General features: G+C 41.9%; 17 protein-coding genes and 1 riboswitch. Of the genes, 12 read left to right on the forward strand and 5 right to left on the reverse strand.

The annotated features are described in order from the left end of the window. Positions 1 to 26 precede the first annotated feature (26 nt). From BOD01S_RS20700 to BOD01S_RS20715, 4 genes are all read left to right on the forward strand, one after another. Complete coding sequence (locus tag BOD01S_RS20700; protein WP_052124708.1) at positions 27 to 2144, forward strand: bifunctional diguanylate cyclase/phosphodiesterase; 2118 nt, start codon at positions 27 to 29, stop codon at positions 2142 to 2144. Between the two features lie 103 nt (positions 2145 to 2247). Next, positions 2248 to 3291, forward strand: coding sequence for a fatty acid desaturase (locus BOD01S_RS20705; RefSeq protein ID WP_036151335.1), 1044 nt, complete (start codon positions 2248 to 2250; stop codon positions 3289 to 3291). A 177-nt stretch (positions 3292 to 3468) separates the two neighbouring features. Then, positions 3469 to 4602, forward strand: a complete 1134-nt coding sequence (locus tag BOD01S_RS20710; RefSeq protein ID WP_081977873.1) for a sensor histidine kinase — start codon at positions 3469 to 3471, stop codon at positions 4600 to 4602. Beyond that, the gene (locus BOD01S_RS20715) at positions 4599 to 5204 is read left to right on the forward strand and encodes a response regulator transcription factor (RefSeq protein ID WP_036151337.1); all 606 of its coding nucleotides are present in this window, start codon (positions 4599 to 4601) and stop codon (positions 5202 to 5204) included. Before BOD01S_RS20710 ends, BOD01S_RS20715 begins: the two co-directional genes overlap by 4 nt. Before the next feature lie 169 nt (positions 5205 to 5373). Here BOD01S_RS20715 and BOD01S_RS20720 read toward each other — a convergent pair whose 3' ends face one another. From BOD01S_RS20720 to BOD01S_RS20730, 3 genes are all read right to left on the reverse strand, one after another. Then, positions 5374 to 6345, reverse strand: a complete 972-nt coding sequence (locus BOD01S_RS20720; protein ID WP_036151446.1) for a proline dehydrogenase family protein — start codon at positions 6343 to 6345, stop codon at positions 5374 to 5376. A gap of 68 nt (positions 6346 to 6413) precedes the next feature. Continuing rightward, positions 6414 to 7172, reverse strand: coding sequence for an ABC transporter permease (locus tag BOD01S_RS20725; protein WP_036151339.1), 759 nt, complete (start codon positions 7170 to 7172; stop codon positions 6414 to 6416). Then, positions 7169 to 7897, reverse strand: coding sequence for an ABC transporter ATP-binding protein (locus tag BOD01S_RS20730; RefSeq protein ID WP_407656010.1), 729 nt, complete (start codon positions 7895 to 7897; stop codon positions 7169 to 7171). Before BOD01S_RS20730 ends, BOD01S_RS20725 begins: the two co-directional genes overlap by 4 nt. Positions 7898 to 8419: 522 nt before the next feature. On the opposite strand from BOD01S_RS20730, the gene BOD01S_RS20735 reads away from it, so the two are divergent. The 8 genes from BOD01S_RS20735 (at position 8420) to BOD01S_RS20770 (ending at position 18649) form a co-directional block, all read left to right on the forward strand. After that, entirely contained in the window at positions 8420 to 9889 is a 1470-nt protein-coding gene (locus BOD01S_RS20735; protein WP_036151343.1) for a nicotinate phosphoribosyltransferase, read from the forward strand. Between the two features lie 13 nt (positions 9890 to 9902). Next, complete coding sequence (gene nadE, locus BOD01S_RS20740) at positions 9903 to 10730, forward strand: ammonia-dependent NAD(+) synthetase (RefSeq protein WP_036151346.1); 828 nt, start codon at positions 9903 to 9905, stop codon at positions 10728 to 10730. Positions 10731 to 10872: 142 nt separating this feature from the next. Continuing rightward, complete coding sequence (locus BOD01S_RS20745) at positions 10873 to 11205, forward strand: hypothetical protein (RefSeq protein ID WP_036151349.1); 333 nt, start codon at positions 10873 to 10875, stop codon at positions 11203 to 11205. Positions 11206 to 11442: 237 nt separating this feature from the next. Beyond that, positions 11443 to 12387: an AAA family ATPase gene (locus BOD01S_RS20750; protein WP_036151351.1), complete on the forward strand. Its 945-nt coding sequence runs from the start codon at positions 11443 to 11445 to the stop codon at positions 12385 to 12387. Next, entirely contained in the window at positions 12384 to 13589 is a 1206-nt protein-coding gene (locus tag BOD01S_RS20755) for a DUF58 domain-containing protein (RefSeq protein ID WP_052124709.1), read from the forward strand. Before BOD01S_RS20750 ends, BOD01S_RS20755 begins: the two co-directional genes overlap by 4 nt. Continuing rightward, positions 13586 to 15757, forward strand: a complete 2172-nt coding sequence (locus BOD01S_RS20760; protein ID WP_036151354.1) for a transglutaminase TgpA family protein — start codon at positions 13586 to 13588, stop codon at positions 15755 to 15757. Before BOD01S_RS20755 ends, BOD01S_RS20760 begins: the two co-directional genes overlap by 4 nt. A 32-nt stretch (positions 15758 to 15789) precedes the next feature. Continuing rightward, positions 15790 to 15891: riboswitch (purine riboswitch) on the forward strand. A 115-nt stretch (positions 15892 to 16006) separates the two neighbouring features. Next, a complete protein-coding gene (gene guaA / locus BOD01S_RS20765) occupies positions 16007 to 17560 on the forward strand; it encodes a glutamine-hydrolyzing GMP synthase (RefSeq protein ID WP_036151450.1) in 1554 nt (517 codons plus the stop codon). 159 nt (positions 17561 to 17719) lie between these two features. Next, entirely contained in the window at positions 17720 to 18649 is a 930-nt protein-coding gene (locus BOD01S_RS20770) for a tyrosine-type recombinase/integrase (protein ID WP_036151357.1), read from the forward strand. A 596-nt stretch (positions 18650 to 19245) separates the two neighbouring features. Here BOD01S_RS20770 and BOD01S_RS20775 read toward each other — a convergent pair. After that, positions 19246 to 19914 (reverse strand): HNH endonuclease, encoded by a 669-nt coding sequence (locus tag BOD01S_RS20775; protein WP_036151359.1) that lies wholly within the window; start codon positions 19912 to 19914, stop codon positions 19246 to 19248. Positions 19915 to 20206: 292 nt separating this feature from the next. Further along, positions 20207 to 20848, reverse strand: coding sequence for a hypothetical protein (locus tag BOD01S_RS20780; protein ID WP_036151361.1), 642 nt, complete (start codon positions 20846 to 20848; stop codon positions 20207 to 20209). Positions 20849 to 20858 lie beyond the last annotated feature (10 nt).

A 20858-nucleotide genomic window follows, 5' to 3' on the forward strand; every position in this document is an offset into this window, starting at 1 on the left:
AGAAAATGGGAAGGGGGTTATGTGATTTGAAGAAAACAGAGGAAAAAGGTTTTGTATTCCGCCATCTACGGAAATTCCTGCTCGTTAATGCCGTGGGAATCCTTATATTTTTGAATTATGATATGTTCTATCAAGTAATAGGTGAAAACAATATAACGATGTTGAAAATTATAGTCCAGATATTTATGCTTGTAGCAATCATTTCAGTTGGTATTCAAATATGGTTTTCGACCCGTTTTAATTTAGATATTAAAAATGTACATATGGGTGCACTCTTTTTCACTATTGGTATATTTCAGGTCGTTCATATTATGACCTTGGAAGGGATGCCGAACTATCTTTATTACGATTATGGAAGGTTTTCCGATTTGTTTGATTTAATGACTCATAACCTTCTGCCTTTAGGGATGATTGTTGTTTTTTCTATTCGTTATCGCTATATTACATTCGCCTACCGAAAAAGGGTATTTTCAACTTCAATTGTGATTGCCATGCTTTTTGTTATTCTCTGTTTTTGGCAAATTCCTTTTATCCATCAATTATTTGTGCAGTTTAATTTAAAGGTGATGCTACAGACCTCATCTATTATCGTTCAGTTGGTGCTGATCGCCTTGCTTATATGGAAATTCGAATGGTCGCACAAAAAGAATTTCCTGTTTTTAATTGCTACTTCCTATTTTTTAATAGGAAACGGGCTTTTTAGTTTATCGGCGTCGTATACGGATGCGTACTATTTCATGGGAGAGATGAGCCAGGTATGTGCCTTTGCTACATTGTTTTATGGCATTTACTATGCATCTGTAGAAAGGCCGTATAGGAAGCTCGAGGCCTCGGAAATGCGAATGCAGAAGATGGCTTATTACGATGAAGTCACAGGGCTGCCTAATCATCGATATTTGGAAGAAAAACTGGAGGAGGATATGCCAGTTTCAAAGAGTGGACTGACAATTCTATTAATAGAGGTGGAGCGGCTCGATGCAATTGAAATCTCCTTCGGTCAAAAACATAAAAATGTACTGGTGAAAACAATAGCTGACCGTTTTCAAAGTGTATTGAAGGAAGGTCAGCTTCTAGTCAAGTTTGCAAAAAATCAATTTATTATTTATGTAAAACAAGACTGCAAGAAAGAAGCGAGACGTATTTGTGAAGCGCTGCGCCAAATCCTTGAACAACCGATTCAACTGCATCACTACTCCCTTCGTGTAAAACTTTATACAGGAATAGCTGTTTATCCGAATGACGCACAGCGGACAGAACGGTTAATTAAGTGTGCACAATATGCTTTAAACAAGGCGAAGACATCAGGACCGGGCCACGTCGCATTCTATACTTCTGAAATTGAACTGAAGAATAGGGAGAGGCTTCAATTAGAACATGATCTGGAAAAGGCATTAATTAATAATGAGTTGTTTTTAGAATATCAGCCCCAGCTGGAAATAAGGACGAATGAGATTCGTTCGGTGGAAGCGCTTGTCCGTTGGCAGCATCCGCGTATGGGGAGGATTGCGCCGGATCATTTTATCTCAATTGCTGAAGAAAGCGGCCTTATCATTCCACTTGGGCTCGCGGTTTTGAAAATGGCATGCCGAGATATGAAAAGATGGGAGGAACTGCATGGCAAGGCTGTAAAAGTAGCGGTGAATTTGTCGCTCAGCCAGCTCTATCAAGAGAATTTCTCAGGAGAAGTTAGGAAAATATTAACGGAAACGGGCTGGGAGGCAGCTTATCTACAGCTGGAAATAACGGAAAGTATGACATATGAGGTAGCTCAAATGATCCCGGTACTGGATGAATTAAAGGCGCTTGGTGTCACGGTTGCCATTGATGATTTTGGAACCGGCTACTCTTCACTCTCTTATTTAACAGACTTTCCATTCGATTGCCTAAAAATTGACCGCTCCTTTGTAGATAAAATTGGGATCTCCAAAAAAGGAGAGGCAATTGTAACAACTATTTTGGCGATGGCCAAGCACCTAAATGTCAAAGTAGTGGCCGAGGGAATCGAAACGGTGGAACAGTTTATGTACTTAGAAGATGCCGGCTGCGATAAAATCCAAGGTTATTATGTCAGCAAACCACTTCCTTTCAATGAGCTAATTGATCGCTATGACGGTTTGCTCGCCCGTGTCTATTCGGTTGTATAATATGACAACTGTCATATGAAAAAAATGATGTTTGCTTCTAGTGGTCTTACCACTTTCTTATTATACTAAGGATAGTAATTAAGCGTAAGAAAGAAGGGATTAGATGGCAACCATCCTCACAGATGCAGAAAAAACAAAAAAGTTACGGAAAGATGTAGCGCCATTTGCTAAAGCTGAGAGACGTAAAAGTATTATGCAAATGGTCAATACACTTGCTCCGTTATTGATAGCATGGGTAGCAGGTTTTTATTTGCTGCAGTTCTCTCCATGGTTGACAGTAGCTTGTAGTGTCGTAGCAGCAGGTTTTGTTGTACGGACATTTATCATTTTTCATGATTGTACACATGGCTCATTTTTCAAAAGTAAAAAGGCGAATGATTACGTAGGGTTTGTGACAGGTGTACTGACGTCCTTCCCGTATGAAAAATGGAAGCGTGAACATACAATCCATCATGCAACAAGCTCGAACTTGGACAAGCGGGGCATTGGTGACATTGATATGCTGACAATTGACGAATATATGGAAAAGTCGAAACTGGGACGCTTCGGTTACCGTCTTTACCGAAATCCTTTGGTAATGTTCGGGCTTGGACCAATCTATATGGTTCTTATACTGAATCGCTTTAACCGCAGTGATGCGAAAAAAAAGGAACGGATCAATACGCATCTAACAACATTAACGATGGTAGCTGTTTTGGGCTCCCTTGTTTGGCTTACAAGCTGGCAGGCCGTACTGCTCGTGTATGGTGTAACGTTGTTTATCGCCGGGGCGTTAGGTATTTGGCTTTTCTATATCCAACATACGTATGAAGACTCCTATTTTGAATATAATGAAGAATGGGATTATGTAAAGGCGGCTGTTGAGGGCAGCTCCTACTATAAGCTGCCGAAGCTGCTGCAATGGATTACAGGGAATATTGGCTTCCACCATGTGCATCACTTATCTCCACGTGTACCTAATTATCATTTAGAGGCAGTACATGAGTCGGTCACGCCTTTGCAGAAAGCAACAACGATTACGTTAACAACGAGTTTAGAATCAGTTCGCTATAAGCTGTACGATCCAGAACAAAAGAAATTTGTTACGTTTAAGGAGGCAGAGGAAATCATCGTGAAACGTTCACGTCGTTCCTCCAAAGCCGCATAACAGGGAAAAACGCAGCTGACGATAAGAAGCGCGGGCAAAGTTGGAGAAGTCAACCTTGTCTGCGTTTTTGTTTTTCAAAGAAACATACTATCATTATGGCTGGCATGATAGGCGAGAGGCTTGATGTTTTGATGTCCTTCCTTTTGCTATAATAGAAGAAAAAGAAATGAGGATTTTATGCAAAGCTGGTACAGTATTATCCCTAAAAGTCCATGGCTGAGTATTTATATATGGGTTATCTTTTGCATTATGCCATTCTTTTTCATTGTACGTGAGTTCAGTCCACTTTACGTCGGCGTTGGCATTATCATGATTTTGCTTTATTTTTTATGCCATAAGTTTTCGTTCCAGGCAAAGACAGGCCTGGTGTATATGTGGATTAGCTTTCAAATGGTATTGAATATTGCGATGACATTAATGTTTGGCTATATATACTTATCTTTATTTACAGCGTTCTTTATCGGGAATATCCGGCAGACAGTCGGCTTTTATATTATGTATGGCCTTCATATCGGGTTTACCGTACTTTCCATCGTAGCCGGTTATTTCATCTTTCTGGATATGTTCCTTACGCAGACACCGTTTATCATTATTGCGGTAATTGGTGTCGTACTTTTACCGTTTACACTTTTTACGCGGAATAAACGAGAGAATTTAGAAAGCGAGCTGGAAACGGCAAAGGATCGCATTTCAGAATTGACGATTCATGAAGAGCGCCAACGTATTGCCCGTGACCTCCATGATACGCTTGGTCAAAAGCTGTCAATGATTGGTTTAAAGAGCGATTTAGCTGCACGATTAATCGAGAAAAACCCGCAGCAGGCCATCAGTGAAATTAAAGATATACGGCAGACGGCAAGCAGTGCATTAAAAGAGGTTCGTGAGCTGGTCGCAGATATGCGTGCAGTTAGAATAGAAGAAGAGCTATCGCGAGTAGAGCAGATTTTAAGAGCTGCAGAAATAAAATTTAGGCTAATAGGAGATCCAAAGTCCATTCAGATGCCTGCGCTTTATGAAAATGTCGTCAGTATGTGTCTGAAGGAGGCCGTAACGAATGTAGTAAAGCATAGCCGTGCAGCTACTTGTACAGTCACGCTTTTGCAAAATGAAAATGAACTGTCTCTTTCTATTAAAGATGACGGGATTGGCCTGGAGAAAAAATATTCTCCGACAGGCAGCGGTTTAAAAGGTATGCAGGAGCGAGTCGAATTTATTAATGGAACGGTGGAGCTGAAAAAAGGACAAGGTACAGAATTAATTGTGCATATTCCAGTGGCGATTACTCATCAAAAAGGAAGTGAAGAGGCATGATTCGAATTGTAATAGCGGAAGACCAGGGCATGCTGCTTGGTGCAATGAAGTCGCTGCTAAGCTTAGAAGATGATATGGAAGTAGTAGGTCTTGCCAAAAATGGCGAAGAAGCAATTGAACAAGTACAGAGTTTGAAACCGGATATTTGTATTATGGATATAGAGATGCCGGTGAAGACAGGATTAGATGCAGCGGAAGCCTTGAAGGAAGAAGACTGTAAGGTTATTATTTTGACTACCTTTGCACGTCCCGGTTATTTTGAGCGTGCCCGAAAAGCGGGAGTGCGGGGGTATTTGCTGAAAGACAGCCCGATTGAGGAGCTTGTTCATTCTATCCGCATTATTATGGATGGAAGACGTATTTACGCACCTGAGCTGGTGGACTTTGTTTACGAGGATGATAGCGAAAATCCTCTGACTGAACGGGAAAGCCAAGTGCTGGAGCTGGTATCGGAAGGCAAAACAACGAAGGAAATCGCTGCCGAGCTATATTTATCAGCCGGGACAGTCCGCAATTATATTTCTACTATTTTAGATAAATTAGGGGTAGGTAACCGGATTGAAGCGATACAGCGCTTTAAGGAAAAAGGATGGAATAAGTAAAGAGGCGGAGAGATTCTCATTAAGTTTCATCCCTTTGCGACAGATATATTATCTATATTAGTACGTGTATAGCTTATAACTCGGCAGGGAAGAGAAAGCTCTCCCTGCCGAGTCGGAATTTGCGTTATGGAGATGTTTTGAAATTCCTATAGTGTAGATCTCTCCAAAACTACTTATTTTTCTTTGTTATTCGACCGAGAATAAAGGCTCCGGCAGCCACTGCAATCATCGTATTTGTCTTCTTATTAAATACTTGTTTTGTTACAAGGTTAATATTTTGCGGGCGTTCTGCCAGACGGCGCATATAGTAGCCGTACCAGTCCTTCCCGAACGGAACATACGTGCAAAACTTGTATTCCTTTGCAAGCTCCTTCTGCAGATCGCTCCGGAAGCCGTAAAGCATCTGAAACTCAAACTTCTCATGGGAAATATTATGATCCGCAGCAAAGCGCTTAATGTGGTTGATAATATTATGATCGTGTGTAGCGACGGACGTAAACTTGCCATGCAGTAAATGGTATTCAATTAGCTCTAAAAAGTTAATATCGATATCCAGCTTATCTTGATAGGCTACCTCTTCCGATTCCTGGTAGGCTCCTTTTACAATACGGAGACGGTAATCTGCGAATTTTTCAATATCCTCCTTTGACCGAAGAAGATAAGCTTGTATGACGGTACCGACATTATCAAAAACCTTGTTCAGCTCCTCCAGCATATCAAGTGTCGGCTGAAGCCGTGGGTAGTCTTCCATATCTAAATTAACAAAAATGCCATAGTCGGAAGCATACTCTACAATTTCCCGTAAATTGTCATAGCAAAAATCAATATCAATATCCAATCCTACTTGGGAAGGCTTTACTGAAATGTGGGCATTCAGCTGATGTGCATGAATTGCATCAATCACTTTCAAAATATCCTCTTTTGCCCTCGAAGCGATCGCTTCGTCATATACGAATTCCCCAAGATGGTCAATCGTAGCTTCTATGCCGGCCGCATTCAGCTTTTTTACATTGCCTATCATTTCCTCCAGGTTAGTACCAGCAATAACGCTCTGTGCACCAAGTCTCAAGCCATATTTTTGCGCAGCTGTATTCATCATTTCATTCTTCGATAAAGTAAGTAATATATCGCGTAATGCCATCTGCAATCCCTCGCTTTCTTTCCATAAATTATAACATAAGGAGGTTTTCTCTTCCTTTTCAGCCTCTATCATTTTCTCAAAACAGCAATGCGCTGCATCCGTTCGTTAAACAGTGTCGGGTAGACAAGGAATCCTAGAATAACGCTGGCTAAGGTAGCGCATGTAAGCAGCGCGAAAATAATAAGGATTTGAAATTGAACAGCTTGAATAGGATCAGCGCCGCCGATAATCTGGCCGCTCATCATACCGGGAAGCTGCACAAGTCCGATTGTCTTTTGAGCCTCGATTGTGGGGATCATACTTGCTTTAATAGCGCTCATTAAATGCCGGTGAACAGCCTGTTTCGGTGTCCCCCCTAAAGAGAGGATCAGCTCGATTTCATTTTCGTTCGCTTCCAGCTCGGCGCGGAATCGGTTTAAGAATAATACGGAGAGCACCATGGCATTTCCGATCATCATTCCGCTGATGGGGATAATATACTGGGCAGTTGCAGGGACGATCCCGAGCCCAAGCAGCACTCCTTGTGTGACAAGCTCAACGGTAAGCAATGTAATAGCAATTTTCCATGTTATACCGGGAATGCCGACCCCTTTTTTGCGCGCATTCAATGTAGCTACAGTAATCATTAGTAAAATCATCAGCAGGATATAGACGTAGTTATCCGTTCCGAAAATGAAATGAAGAACATATCCAATAGCTAAAAGCTGTATAACAGAACGAACCGTCGCAATCGTAATATCTTTTTCAAGACTGAGTTTTAATGACTTAGATAGAAGAAACGGAATAAAAATAAAAATTAATGTAAGAGAAAGTGTGCCGTATGTCATTGGGCACCTCCATTCAAGAACTGCTGGACAGCTGGAATTTCGGAGTTTTCTAAAATGGATGCATTACCCGATGCAAGAAGCTTGCCATTTTGTAGAATCCATGTAAAATCGCTTACCCTTCGTGCCTGCTGCAAGTTGTGGGTAATCCAAATAATTGTCACACCGTATTTTCGATTGATTTTTAAAATAAGCTCTTCTATTTCCTTTGCTGATGAAGGATCGAGGGCTGAAGTAATTTCATCCAGCAATAAAATATCCGATTGGTTAATCAGTGTGCGGGCGATAGATAGCCTCTGTTTTTGTCCGCCGGATAGTTCTTCTGCTTCGCGATGTAAAAAAGAGCTATCCAGCTGCACGTTCTCCAAGACGGCTGCTGCCTCTTCCTCTGTAAGCTGCTTACCCTGCAGCGTACGCGGTAACGCTAGGTTCTCGTGTACAGAACAACGAAGAATAGGAGCACTCTGCAAAGCGATACCGACTTTTCGCCGTAAGCTTGTCGGCTCGTATTCTTCTATTGGTTGTCGATCAATCAGAATATCACCGCTTGAAGGAGCGAGCAGCCCGTTGCATATTTTAAGCAGCGTGGTTTTTCCAGCACCGGAAGGACCAACAAGAGTAGTTATTTTTCCTTTATAAAAAACTCCATTGAGATTGTGCAAAATAGTACGGTCTTTTGCAGTAAAGCAAAGATCATGTATGGCGATTGCAGGTTCAAGGTTCACTATCTATTCTCCTTAAGTTTTTTCAGCCTGTTCGGCCGCTTTATCAATATATAATTTCAATTATAACGTAAAAAAAGTGAAGGCAAAGCGTAAGACGGGACTGTCTCTGCATTTGAAAATCAAAGAGATGAATGAGCTTCCTTTCGTAAAGATGAATGCTTCTATTTTCTTCATAACTAATAATTTGGTATGTTACTTTTTTTGACAATATAAATGGCTTTTTTTATTTGATTATTTTATAATGTAATAAAACCTAACATTAATAAATGCTTATTTTGAAAATGATCATAATCCTTCATTTCTATAAGTAGTAGGTGAAAGTTGTTTTAAAAAAAGAAAAGTTGATTTTATGGAAGTTATAAAGAGGCGAGAATGAAGCAGACTCTCTTTTAAAATAAAAGGAGGGAAGGGAGAATTCATGTAATAAAAGCTTACAATTTAAAATAGCTGAGCGCGAAGCATGCCTTGTCACCGACTAAATAGTGTATACTATGACTAATTATGTTTCGGAAGAAGGGACTTTTGATGAGAGCAAAATTTGAAGATGATAGCTTAACACTCCACACAGATCTTTACCAAATTAATATGGCGGAAAGCTATTGGGCGGATGGTATCCATAATCGGAAAGCTATATTTGAGCTGTACTTCCGCAAGCTGCCATTTGGAAATGGCTATGCAATATTTGCAGGGCTTGAGCGCATGCTGAATTACTTAAAAAATTTCCAATTTACAGAATCCGATTTAGCCTATTTACAGGATGAGCTTGGATATAAGGAGGATTTCCTATCCTATTTAAAAGATGTTCGTTTTACAGGCTCTGTGTATTCAATGGCAGAAGGAGAATTGGTATTTGCCAATGAGCCGATCGTGCGTATTGAGGCACCGCTTGTAGAAGCTCAATTGGTGGAAACAGCACTGCTGAATATTGTAAATTTCCAAACGCTGATTGCTACAAAAGCGAGTCGTATTAAACAGGTCGTAAAAGATGAAGTGGCTATGGAGTTCGGTACGCGCCGGGCACAGGAGATGGATGCGGCACTTTGGGGAGCGCGTGCAGCTGTAATCGGCGGTTTCGAATCCACTTCAAATGTTCGTGCTGGGAAAATGTTTGGCATCCCTGTATCAGGCACACATGCTCATGCGCTTGTGCAGGCCTATAAAAGTGATTATGAGGCATTCCATTCCTATGCGAAACGTCACCGGGATTGCGTGTTTTTAGTAGATACGTACAATACATTAAAGTCAGGCGTGCCGACAGCTATACAGGTGGCAAAAGAGCTGGGGGATAAAATCAATTTTATTGGAATTCGCCTGGACAGCGGGGATATTGCCTTCTTATCCAAGGAAGCACGCAAAATGCTGGATGAAGCCGGCTTCCCGGACGCAAAGATAATTGTTTCGAATGATCTTGATGAATATACTATTTTAAACTTAAAGGCTCAGGGAGCGCGGGTCGACATGTGGGGGATCGGTACGAAGCTTATTACAGCCTATGATCAGCCTGCATTAGGGGCGGTTTACAAAATGGTGGCTATTGAGGACGAAAACGGGGTAATGGAGGATACGATCAAAATTTCAGCAAATGCTGAAAAAGTGACGACTCCCGGATTAAAACATGTGTATCGCATTATTAATAAAACAAATGGCAAATCAGAAGGTGACTACATTGCAATGGCGGATGAAAATCCTCAGGAAGAAGAGCATTTGAAAATGTTCCATCCTGTGCATACATTCGTGTCAAAGTTCGTAACAAACTTTGAAGCAAAGAATCTTCATATAGAAGTTATCAAGGATGGGCAGATTGTTTATGAAAACCCATCTTTAATGGAGATGCGCCAATATGCACATGAAAACTTAAATCTGCTGTGGGATGAGTATAAGCGTGCAATGAATCCGGAAGAGTACCCTGTTGACTTGAGCCAAAAATGTTGGGACAACAAAATGCGCAATATTCAAGAAGTGCGTGAAATGGTACAAGCGATCGAAAATCGGTAAGGAGGACTTCGTTATGTCAGATTTACAAAAGCAAATTATTAAAGAGCTGCACGTATTGCCTGAAATTAATGTAGAAGAGGAAATCCGAAAGTCTATTGATTTTATGAAGGAATATGCTAAAAAGTATAGCTTTATTAAAGGCTTTGTGCTCGGTATCAGTGGTGGGCAGGATTCTACACTTGTCGGAAAGCTAGCCCAAATGGCGGTTAATGAGCTGAATGATGAGGCAGGGGAAAAGAAATATGCATTCATGGCTGTACGTCTCCCATATGGTGTACAGGCGGATGAACAGGACTGTCAGGATGCGCTGGATTACATTCAGCCAGATAAGATTTATACAGTGAATATCAAAGGGGCGGTAGATGCCAGCAGAAGTGCATTGGAAGAAGCGGGCATTGTTCTTAGCGATTTTGCCAAAGGGAATGAAAAAGCGCGTGAACGTATGAAAGTCCAATATTCTGTAGCGGCGATGCATAACGCTGTTGTCCTTGGTACGGACCATGCGGCTGAAGCTATCACTGGATTTTTCACAAAGTTTGGTGATGGCGGTGCTGATCTGATGCCGATTTTCCGTTTAAACAAACGCCAAGGCAGGCAGATGCTAGCTCACTTAAACTGTCCGGAGCATTTATATTTAAAGGTACCGACAGCGGACTTGGAAGAGGATCGTCCGTCCTTGCCGGATGAAGTAGCGCTTGGCTTAACATACAGCCAAATTGATGATTATTTGGAAGGCAAAGAAATTCCTGAAGAAGCACGAAATATACTAGAGGGGCATTATCTGCGCTCCCAGCATAAACGTCATATGCCGATCACGATTTTTGATGACTTTTGGAAATGAGTAAAAGCGATTCCTTTTATCGTCTGCTAAGGGACTGCTTCCCCAGCCGTACTGCATTGTTGCAGTACGGCTTTCTATAAGGAGAAGGGGTAGATATTTAATCTATAAAAGGTTCGTATATAATAATCCAGGAGGTGTAAGCATGAGGACAACACGTGTAGGCACCGTAACAGCAAATCCGCATGGGAAGGCAAAGCGGCACCTAGAAGCAGACAGCTCGTTTACCCTGATGAATAGCGGACATTCGCTTGATGACTTTCAGCGGCAGCAACAGCAAAAACAAGGGAAGAAGAAAAAGCAGCCTGTCTCAAAGCAGATACTTGTAAACAAACGCCAGCATATTTTAATTAAGGGCATTCAATTTGAGGCTGATACAATTACCGCTACAAGGAATCATTTAATAAGACAATCCAGACATGTTAATCACATAAGTAAAATGAAACGCCGGCATGATACATATCGTACCTCTATCTAGTCACTTGAACAGAAAATATGTTCAGGTGGCTTTTTCATGTTGGACAACCGTTAAAAGCTGCTGGTTGGGCCGGATGTTTGCTCGCCTTCAACGTCAAGAAATAGCCGAAAAGCTTTATTAACTCGTCATTTTTATTAGTAAATATTGTATAAGTTGTATTCACTCCGCCTTTTCGATATGCTTGTATTAATCAAGAAAATTCAATCAATTGCCGTTTGAAATTCAAGGAGGCTATATATGCAGGAACATATTCAGGCTGTACTAAAAAATATAGAAAAAGTCATGATTGGCAAGCGTGAAGTTGCGGAACTGAGCATTGTCGCTTTACTGACAGGTGGGCATGTCCTACTGGAAGACGTACCAGGAGTAGGGAAAACGATGATGGTGCGCTCGCTTGCAAAATCGGTTGGGGCGAATTTTAAACGAATTCAATTCACGCCGGATTTATTGCCGTCAGATGTAGTGGGAGTATCAATTTACAATCCGAAAACTTTGCAGTTTGAGTTTCGGCCAGGTCCGATTGTAGGAAATATTATTCTTGCTGATGAAATTAATCGGACATCCCCGAAAACGCAGGCTGCTCTTTTAGAGGCCATGGAAGAAGCATCCATTACAGTGGACGGGGAAACACTTTCTATTCCGAAGCCCTTCTTTGTAATGGCAACACAAAATCCAATCGAATATGAAGGTACATATCCATTGCCTGAGGCACAGCTGGATCGCTTTTTATTAAAGATTAGAATGGGATACCCGTCTGTTCAGCAGGAAATTGAAGTGCTACGGCGGGCGGAGAATAAGCAGCCGATTGAGGAAATTAAAGCTGTCATGACCGTGGAGGAGCTGCTGGCGCTGCAGCGGGCTGTTCAGCAGGTCTATATAGAAGATAGCGTGAAAGGTTATATTGTCGATATTGCAAGAGCTACCCGTGAGAACCCGCGTGTTTATTTGGGAGTCAGTCCTCGTGCTTCTGTCGCTCTAATGAAGGCATCACAGGCCTATGCTTTTATACAAGGAAGGGATTTTGTAAAACCGGATGATATCAAATACTTAGCGCCGTTTGTATTTGGCCATCGGTTGATTTTAACGCCTGATACGCGTTATGAAGGGGTTACCCCTGAACAGATCATCAGCCAGATTATCGAGCAGACATACGTCCCTGTCAGAAGGTTTACGGATTCATGAATGCAAGGAAAGTAATAATAGGGATGAAGCGTGGGGCGCGTTTTTTAATGGTAGTAGGTCTGCTTGCATTAACTTTTTGCTTTGCCATGTTTCAAGGAGGCTTTGTGAGCTGGTTTATTTTCTTTACCCTTTTGCCATTCCTGCTGTATTCCTTACTGCTTGCTATGGTTCCGGTCCGTATTAGCAAGGTGGAAAGAGAAATTGTTCCTTCCAAGCTTCAGCGCGGCGGTAAAGCAAAGGTGACAGTTCGCTTCCGTAATCACACTCTGCTGCCTGCGGTCTTTTTGCTTGTACGCGAATTAGATCTGGACGAGCGTGTTTACCGTATTGCCGAGGGGCGTTCGGGACAACTTTTTTTTGCCGGATGGCGCCGCTCTTTTGAATGGACATATGAACTGGAAAACTTGCATCGCGGGGAGCATACTTTATCGGCACTTGAGGTGACGGTGACGGACTTCTTCGGCTGGGTAAGAAAAAGACGGGTGATTGAACAGCGTAATACCTTTCTTGTCTACCCGCATACAGTGGAGATGAATTACACCTCTTTACAGGTGCACTATGATCAGGGGGCTTTAGCTGCAAGATATGCAATTGCTAAAGATACAACACTTGTGACTGGTGTACGTGATTACCAGGCAGGCGACCGCTTTTCATGGATTCACTGGAAATCATTTGCGAAAAATGGAGAACTGCGGACTAAGGAATTTGAGGATCGCCAATCTCAAAAGCTCTTCGTTTGCATTGACCGAACGGCCTCCGATCAATTTGAAGAAGTAGTGGAACTGACAGCGTCCATGCTGCACTCTATCGTAGCAAGAAATGGAGATGTTGCCTTTTTATCCGGAGGTGAAAGCCGTGTATTTTACCCGGCTATCCGAACGGAGGTACAGCTGGAGCAAATTATGCAGTATTTAGCTATCGTCAGGTGTGATACGGGATTGCCGCTGGAGCAGCTTTTACGCACCGAAAGAGAATTGAACAGCGCCATCTTGATTTTGGTCACAGGATCGTTGACAAATGATCTCAAGGCATTTTTGATGAATGGTTTCAAATACGCGCGGGCTGTAATATGCTTTGTCGTTGTAGCAAAAGAACAATATGCCAGCTATAAAGGGGCATCTGTCAGATTTTCAAATAGCAAGGTCATTTATATTACGAAGGAAATGTTCAGCCAAGCCTTCACGGAGGTGAATAAACCGTGAAAAAAAAGTCAATGCATTATATAGAGATGACCTTTTACTATATTATTTTGTTTTTCATCTTGCGCGAATGGCTGGTGCCGGTGGTGGAATTAACATCGACAGGCCACCTGGCGCTGCTTTTGCTGTTTATCGCTATTGCATTTTTATTAAATATTTTTGAAGCTCCGTTCTTTATCTCGTGGATAATAAAGGTTGCCTATATTGCCTGGTTTATTGTCTCTGTATATACAGAGGGAACGGTATTTAGTGGTGCGGGCATTCAATTTTTACTCGCCGATATCCGCGCAAATATTTCATTATTACTTGCCGGGGATTGGGAAAATGTGACGAACCCGTTCCGTTCGCTTCTTTTCTTTATCCTCATCTGGATGCTGATCTATTTAATCCATCATTGGTTGACGGTGAGAAAGACAATTTTCTATTTCTTTGCGTTGACTGTATTCTTTATTTCTACGTTAGACACGTTTACGACATATGATGGAAAAGCAGCTATTGTGAAGGTTATATTGCTCGGACTTGTGATGACAGCCCTTCTTTATATGAAGCGCCTTATGGCAGAAACCGGCACAACATTTGTCTTTTCAAAATATATGCGTTATTTTCTGCCGGTGATAGTAACTATCGCGGCAGTTGGGTTTATGGCCGTGTTATTACCTAAGGCAGCACCCCAGTGGCCGGATCCGGTGCCCTATATTAAAAATTTATCCGGAAATGGCGGCCAAAATTCGATGTCCAAAGTTGGAATCGGCGAAGATGACAGCCGTTTGGGAGGCTCATTTGAAGCTGATGATACAGTTGTCTTTACGGTACATTCCCCGGACAAGCAATACTGGCGTATTGAAACGAAGGATTTCTACACAACAAAGGGGTGGGAATCAACAGGCAATGATAATGATGAATATGAGGTTGCCCAAAATGAGGCATTTATCTCTATTTGGCCAAACGAGAAAAAAGAAGCAGTTTCGGCATTTATCTATCCAAAAATAGACCGATCCTATGTTTTGCAGGCGTATGGAATGATGTCGGTATTATTCGATGCTCCTGATGCTATGCTCTTCCAGGAAAGGGCAACGGAGCGCTTTAATACAAAGGGAGCGGATGGCAGTGAGCGCCCGCTTGATCAATACGAAGTCGTCTACAGCACACCGGAATACAGCTATACACAGTTGAAGACACCGGTAACGGATTCCGAGCTGATGTATATAGATGAGCGGTATTTACAGCTGCCAGATGAATTGCCGGAACGTGTCAGAACATTGGCAGCCGATACGGTAGAAGGGCGCAAAACGGACTATGATAGAGCAAAGGCAATTGAGCAATACTTCAAGCGGGGCGGCTTTACATATGAGACGAAGAATGTAGAAGTTCCTGTGGAGAATCAAGATTATGTTGATCAATTCCTTTTCGAAACAAAGCGAGGCTACTGCGATAACTTCTCCACTTCGATGGTAGTGATGCTCCGTTCAGTTGGTATTCCGGCACGCTGGGTAAAGGGATATGCAAATGGTACAGAGGTCGATAAAACAGAGAAAGGGCTTCGTGTATTTGAAATAGAAAACAATGATGCCCATTCATGGGTTGAAGCTTATATTGATGGAATTGGCTGGATGCCGTTTGAACCGACAATCGGCTTTGTAAACCAGTCGGATATTAACTTCGATATGGAGCTGAACCAATCTGCCCCTCAGGAGATGCTTCAGCAGCAGGAGCAGGACCGCCAAGAAATAGAAAGGGAAGTAAAGGAACAGGAAGAAAAGGAGAAGCAGGCATCTAAAAAGAAACACTCATCTAATGAGGGAAGCAGCTGGGTATGGGGCATTATTTTCTTCCTCATCCTTCTTGTGATAGGAGTTGGTTTGAAAACAAGACGCAAATGGATGCCGAAAGTGTATATTCAGGCACAGCGCCGTAAACCTGTTAGTGCGTCGACGATTCAGTCTTCTTATAAAGTGCTGATGAGGCAGCTGACATTTGTCGGGCTGAAACGTAAGCCTGATGAGACATTGCAGGCATTTGCTGGACGTGTAGATGAGCGCTTCGGAACGGACGATATGTCGAAGGTGACAACCGTGTATGAGAAGGCGATTTATAGCAAAAATACAAATAATCATTCATTTGATGAAATTAAAGAAAGTTGGGAATATTTAATCAATCGCACTACCGGTTGATTTTACGTATATTAAAGAGTAAAATTTAGAAAAATCATTAATAGGTGTGCCTTCATATAAGTCCGATAATACGGTTCGGATGTCTCTACTAAGTTACCTTAAATAACTTATCTATGACGGTAGGCCGGCGTATATCCTTATGGGTGTACCCTGCCTATCCGTAGATAGATGTAGATGAACGCGTAGAATTCTTTTCTTCGCGTTTTTTTATAAATATAGGGCGCCTTTATCATACTAGAAGAGGTGGAAATAGTGTCAACTCCTTTATTAAAAGAGCAAGAAAAAGTGGTCGTTCTTGATTTCGGCAGTCAGTTTAACCAGCTGATCACTCGTCGTATCCGTGAGTTCGGTGTATTCTCAGAGCTTCACCCACATACAGTGACAGCAGAGGAAATCAAAGAAATGAACGCAGTAGGAATCGTCTTCTCAGGCGGACCAAACTCTGTGTACGATGAAAATGCTTTTGGTGTAGATCCAGCAATTTTTGAGCTTGGCTTACCGATTTTAGGTATTTGCTACGGCATGCAGCTAATGGCCTTCAAAAACGGCGGTAAGGTAGAAAGCGCTGCTACACGTGAATACGGAAAAGCGGAACTAACAGTCACTACAGAAAACAAATTATTCGGCAGCCTGCCAGCGAGCCAGGTTGTATGGATGAGCCACGGTGACCATGTAACAGAAGTACCGGAAGGCTTTGAAGTTATCGCAACAAGTGCATCTTGCGAGATTGCAGCGATGGCAAATCCGGCACGTAACTTTTATGCTGTACAATTCCATCCGGAAGTACGTCACTCTGTATACGGAAATGACTTACTGAAAAACTTCGTATTCGATGTATGTGGTGCGAAGGGCGACTGGTCGATGGCGAACTTCATCGAGCTTGAAATGGCAAAAATCCGTGAGCTAGTAGGCGACAAGCAAGTGCTATGTGCATTATCAGGCGGTGTAGACTCTTCTGTAGTAGCTGTCTTAATCCATAAAGCAATCGGTGACCAGCTGACTTGTATGTTCGTAGACCACAACTTAAACCGTAAAGGTGAAGTAGAACAAGTCATGAAGACGTTCACTGAGGACTTCGATATGAAGGTCATCAAAATTGATGCACGCGAACGCTTCATGAACAAATTAAAAGGCGTTTCTGACCCAGAGCAAAAACGTAAAATCATTGGTAACGAATTCATCTATGTGTTTGATGAGGAATCAAACAAGCTGAAGGACATGGACTTCCTTGCACAAGGAACACTTTACACAGACATCATTGAGTCTGGTACAGCAACAGCGCAAACAATCAAATCACACCATAACGTCGGCGGTCTTCCAGAAGATATGAAATTCCAATTGATCGAGCCGTTAAATACATTATTCAAAGACGAAGTACGTGCTCTAGGTCTAGAGCTTGGCCTTCCAGAAGAAATCGTTTGGCGCCAGCCATTCCCGGGTCCAGGCCTTGGTATCCGTGTACTTGGCGAGGTAACAGAGGACAAGCTTGATATCGTTCGCGAAGCGGATTACATCCTTCGTGAAGAAATCAAAAAAGCCGGCCTTGACCGCGACATCTGGCAATACTTCTGCGTACTGCCGGACATCCGTTCAGTAGGCGTTATGGGTGATGGCCGTACGTACGACTACGCAATCGGTATCCGTGCCGTAACATCAATCGACGGTATGACATCCGACTGGGCACGTATCCCTTGGGATGTACTAGAAAAAATCTCTGTACGTATCGTTAACGAAGTAAAACACGTAAACCGCGTGCTGTATGATGTTACTTCTAAGCCACCTGCGACTATTGAGTGGGAATAGCCTCCGAATTTCAATCGGTGCTATTATCGTAGAAAAGCCGGTATATCAACGCCTTGAGCACGTTTCGTGTTTTAGGGTGTCGTAAAACCTGCGACTATTATCCGAATTTTACTCCTTTCTATTTAACGATTAAAACGTTATTTAGGGAGGAGTTTTTTTGTGCGCAAAATTAGCGAATTGACAGACGACTTTCATTTAACGCAGAAGCTAGAAGGTCGAGCCGTTAAGTATATCAATTTATGTGAACGTAGGTTAAGCAATTGGAGCGAGTATATGAAGTCTGTTCTCGGTATTGAAAATATCGAAGATGTAAAGGCATCACATATCCGTAGCTATATCGGATACTGCCAAGAATTAGGTCGAGAAAAAGCAATAACCATTAACGGAAATTTATCGACTATCCGAGTTTTCTTTAAGTATCTGATAGACGAGGAGTTTATCGATGAACTAGACGATCCAACTCGCCGTGTTAAAGACTTGCGTGAGGATAAACGTATTATAACGACTTTTAATGATGAAGAAGTTAGACGGATTTTACAGTATACTCCGGAGGCTACTTATTCAAATATCCGTGATAAGTGTATTATTGCGTTTTTATTTGATACTGGAATACGTGTCAGCGAACTATGCGGAATTAAAAACGAGGACATTCGAGTAGACAGTATTCTTATCCGTGGAAAAGGTTCGAAGGAACGTCTTGTTTATATTAGTAAAACCATGCGGAAATATATGAGGAAGTATGAGAAGGCAAAGGCGAAAAAATTCGATAAGCCACATTTTGAAGAGATCGAAGATTATTATTTCCTCGACCAATCCGGCTGGAAGATGCATAGAGCATCGATTAACCGAATTTTGAGGAATCGTTGTGAGCCAGTAAATATACGACCGGAAGTGCGATGTTCGCCGCATGATTGTAGGCATTATTTTGCACAGAAACAGTTGCGGAATGGTATCGATATGTATAGCCTGAGTCGTTTACTCGGTCATTACGACGTGTCAATGACTTCGAAATACCTTCGTGGAATAGAGCAGAGAGATATTTTGAAAATTGGGCGTAAATATTCGCCTTTAAATGAAATGCGATTATAAAAAGGAAAAAGACGCTCCGACGGCAATCGGAACGACTTCTTACAACTAAATATCTACGCTAAAAATTGCCTGGCAGCAATAGCGTTTAATTGAGTTCATTATATCGAAAAAAATTCGATGATGCAACTCTTATTAAGTGCACCCTATTTTATGCGAAGCGTCGAGGTCGCCCAATAATTCGACGTTAATCTAACCTGGTCAGTGCCGTCCGTCACACCGCAAACTACGGAATATATCGCTGATCCAGCCATTTCCCGTTATGGTAGCGATGAAGGGCGAGCTCTGCCATTAAAGGAGCGGTAGGTTTATCGGGGCATTACGGTGCCGGTAAATATACACATGCGGATTGCAGTACGATCACCGCACGTTTAGGACGATAATTAAACGAGTGTATATGCAGTGAAAGCTGCCGACCAACGGGAGCATACGAAGAAACCTCGGACGTCACCATGACGCTGAAATTATGCGGTCGCTACTTATTGTCGCTTGATACGTTTTCCTACGTGTCTTGCGGCAGTAGGTAACGACTGTGCGCCGATTTCCTGGAGCGAGCAGCCATTCTGCTGAAATTTAGTTTGATTTGTCAACAGGAGTCTTTAAGAATGATAGAGAATATTATATTTATTTAAAATTGCCAACACTTCTTCAAGCTCATTATTATTAAGTTTATCTCTTAAACCACGCTCAAATTCAATATCCCTTGTCTTTTTCTTCATTTCTTCTATTTTTTCATTTACTAGGGGAATTACAACTTCGTTACGATATTTTTTAGCAGCCTCTAAAGTTTCGAAATTCTTATAAATGGTTAAATCGAAAACGTTTTTATGAACCTTATAACCATAGATTCTCTCTACTCCGTTAACTATACTTTTTTGAGGAAATATTAAATGTAAATCCTGTTCAATATTCTTGCTCAAAATATTAGTAGAATTGAGTTTAGAATTGTAAATCCTAAGATTTTCTAATCTATTATCTAGTGGGTTGTTATTGATATGATCGACTGTGTTCCCCCAATAATCTAATTCAGAATACTCGTTTTCGATAATCATTCTATGGAGACGTACTGAATGTTTATTAACACTTGTTTTTACTGAGGCATACTTCCTGTTTGATGGAAAAGTAATGGTCCATCTAAATTTATGTAGGTAATTTTCCCAAGAAGATTTATCTACTATTACTTCTAATTTATATTTACCTACAGTTGAAAACTCTATATATTCCTTGCCATTTAAGTGAGTAATGCGGTATGGGTTTGATGATTCCACTTGATCTCTCCTAACTAAATTTAAGTAATATTTTAACATAAATTTATGTATTAAAGATCCTGTTTTGTAAAATCGGTGAATGAAATAGCAACATTGTCGGACGACATAAACGTAATCACGGCCGAGATCAACGCATACCAACGTGTAGCAGGCGAGGCAATATTCGAAATAGGCAAACGGCTCAAGCACGTTAAGGAAAACGACTTGGCTCAAGGACTATTCGGCGGTGGAGCGGTTGAGGGCACAAATAAAAGCGGAAGGCTATCGTATGCCAACCGCTTTTTCACAGCAATTAATCCAATTCAAATGGATACTTCTCGATATTCTGCGACCAATACATAGGGATCAACGCTACTTCATAATATCCTGCCGCTCCGCTTAATTTACGAGGTTCATCATAAATTCCAAACTCAGCTAAAAAAACAGCAGGGTCCGTACCACCTTCCGGAATAAACTTAACGCGGGCAATTTCATCGTCTTTAAATATTACACTGGCGTTTCGATAATGATCAGTGTCCGCTAGAGCGTAGTAGTCCGCTATATCCGTGCGATTCCCTGTAAAGACGAATGTCCCATCGATGTAAGGTCCAATATTGCCGTCGATTGTAAACTTCGCTAATACGGCGCCTTTTTTCAGTTGAATAAGTTGGGCGACTGGTTTATTTTCTTTCTTCCCTGTAGTTGTACTCACCGGCTGTACTTCGACAGCCTTCGCAGCAGCATGTTCCTCATTCGCTTTTTCCGCCTTTGCTCTTGCCGCCGCCACTTTCTCCGCGGCCAGTTCCGCTTCCGATTTCGTTTGCGTGTAGCGAGGGACTTCCGTTGTAGCGGGCTCTGCCTCTTCCCTGGCATCCGGCATGATTAATCCGAAGATGGCTAACGCTGCAAAGACGTATACCCACATGCGCCAACGCTTGTACCACGGTTTTTTCATAAAATACCAC

Origin of the sequence: Lysinibacillus odysseyi 34hs-1 = NBRC 100172 (genome assembly GCF_001591965.1) — a bacterium.
Classification (GTDB): domain Bacteria; phylum Bacillota; class Bacilli; order Bacillales_A; family Planococcaceae; genus Lysinibacillus_B; species Lysinibacillus_B odysseyi.

Excerpts from the sequence above, each read along its gene's own strand:
- BOD01S_RS20705 (WP_036151335.1), top strand. The coding sequence starts at position 2,248 with ATGGCAACCATCCTCACAGATGCAGAAAAAACAAAAAAGTTACGGAAA.
- BOD01S_RS20710 (WP_081977873.1), top strand. The coding sequence starts at position 3,469 with ATGCAAAGCTGGTACAGTATTATCCCTAAAAGTCCATGGCTGAGTATT.
- BOD01S_RS20715 (WP_036151337.1), top strand. The coding sequence starts at position 4,599 with ATGATTCGAATTGTAATAGCGGAAGACCAGGGCATGCTGCTTGGTGCA.
- BOD01S_RS20720 (WP_036151446.1), bottom strand. The coding sequence starts at position 6,345 with ATGGCATTACGCGATATATTACTTACTTTATCGAAGAATGAAATGATG.
- BOD01S_RS20725 (WP_036151339.1), bottom strand. The coding sequence starts at position 7,172 with ATGACATACGGCACACTTTCTCTTACATTAATTTTTATTTTTATTCCG.
- BOD01S_RS20735 (WP_036151343.1), top strand. The coding sequence starts at position 8,420 with ATGAGAGCAAAATTTGAAGATGATAGCTTAACACTCCACACAGATCTT.
- nadE (WP_036151346.1), top strand. The coding sequence starts at position 9,903 with ATGTCAGATTTACAAAAGCAAATTATTAAAGAGCTGCACGTATTGCCT.
- BOD01S_RS20745 (WP_036151349.1), top strand. The coding sequence starts at position 10,873 with ATGAGGACAACACGTGTAGGCACCGTAACAGCAAATCCGCATGGGAAG.
- BOD01S_RS20750 (WP_036151351.1), top strand. The coding sequence starts at position 11,443 with ATGCAGGAACATATTCAGGCTGTACTAAAAAATATAGAAAAAGTCATG.
- BOD01S_RS20755 (WP_052124709.1), top strand. The coding sequence starts at position 12,384 with ATGAATGCAAGGAAAGTAATAATAGGGATGAAGCGTGGGGCGCGTTTT.
- BOD01S_RS20780 (WP_036151361.1), bottom strand. The coding sequence starts at position 20,848 with ATGAAAAAACCGTGGTACAAGCGTTGGCGCATGTGGGTATACGTCTTT.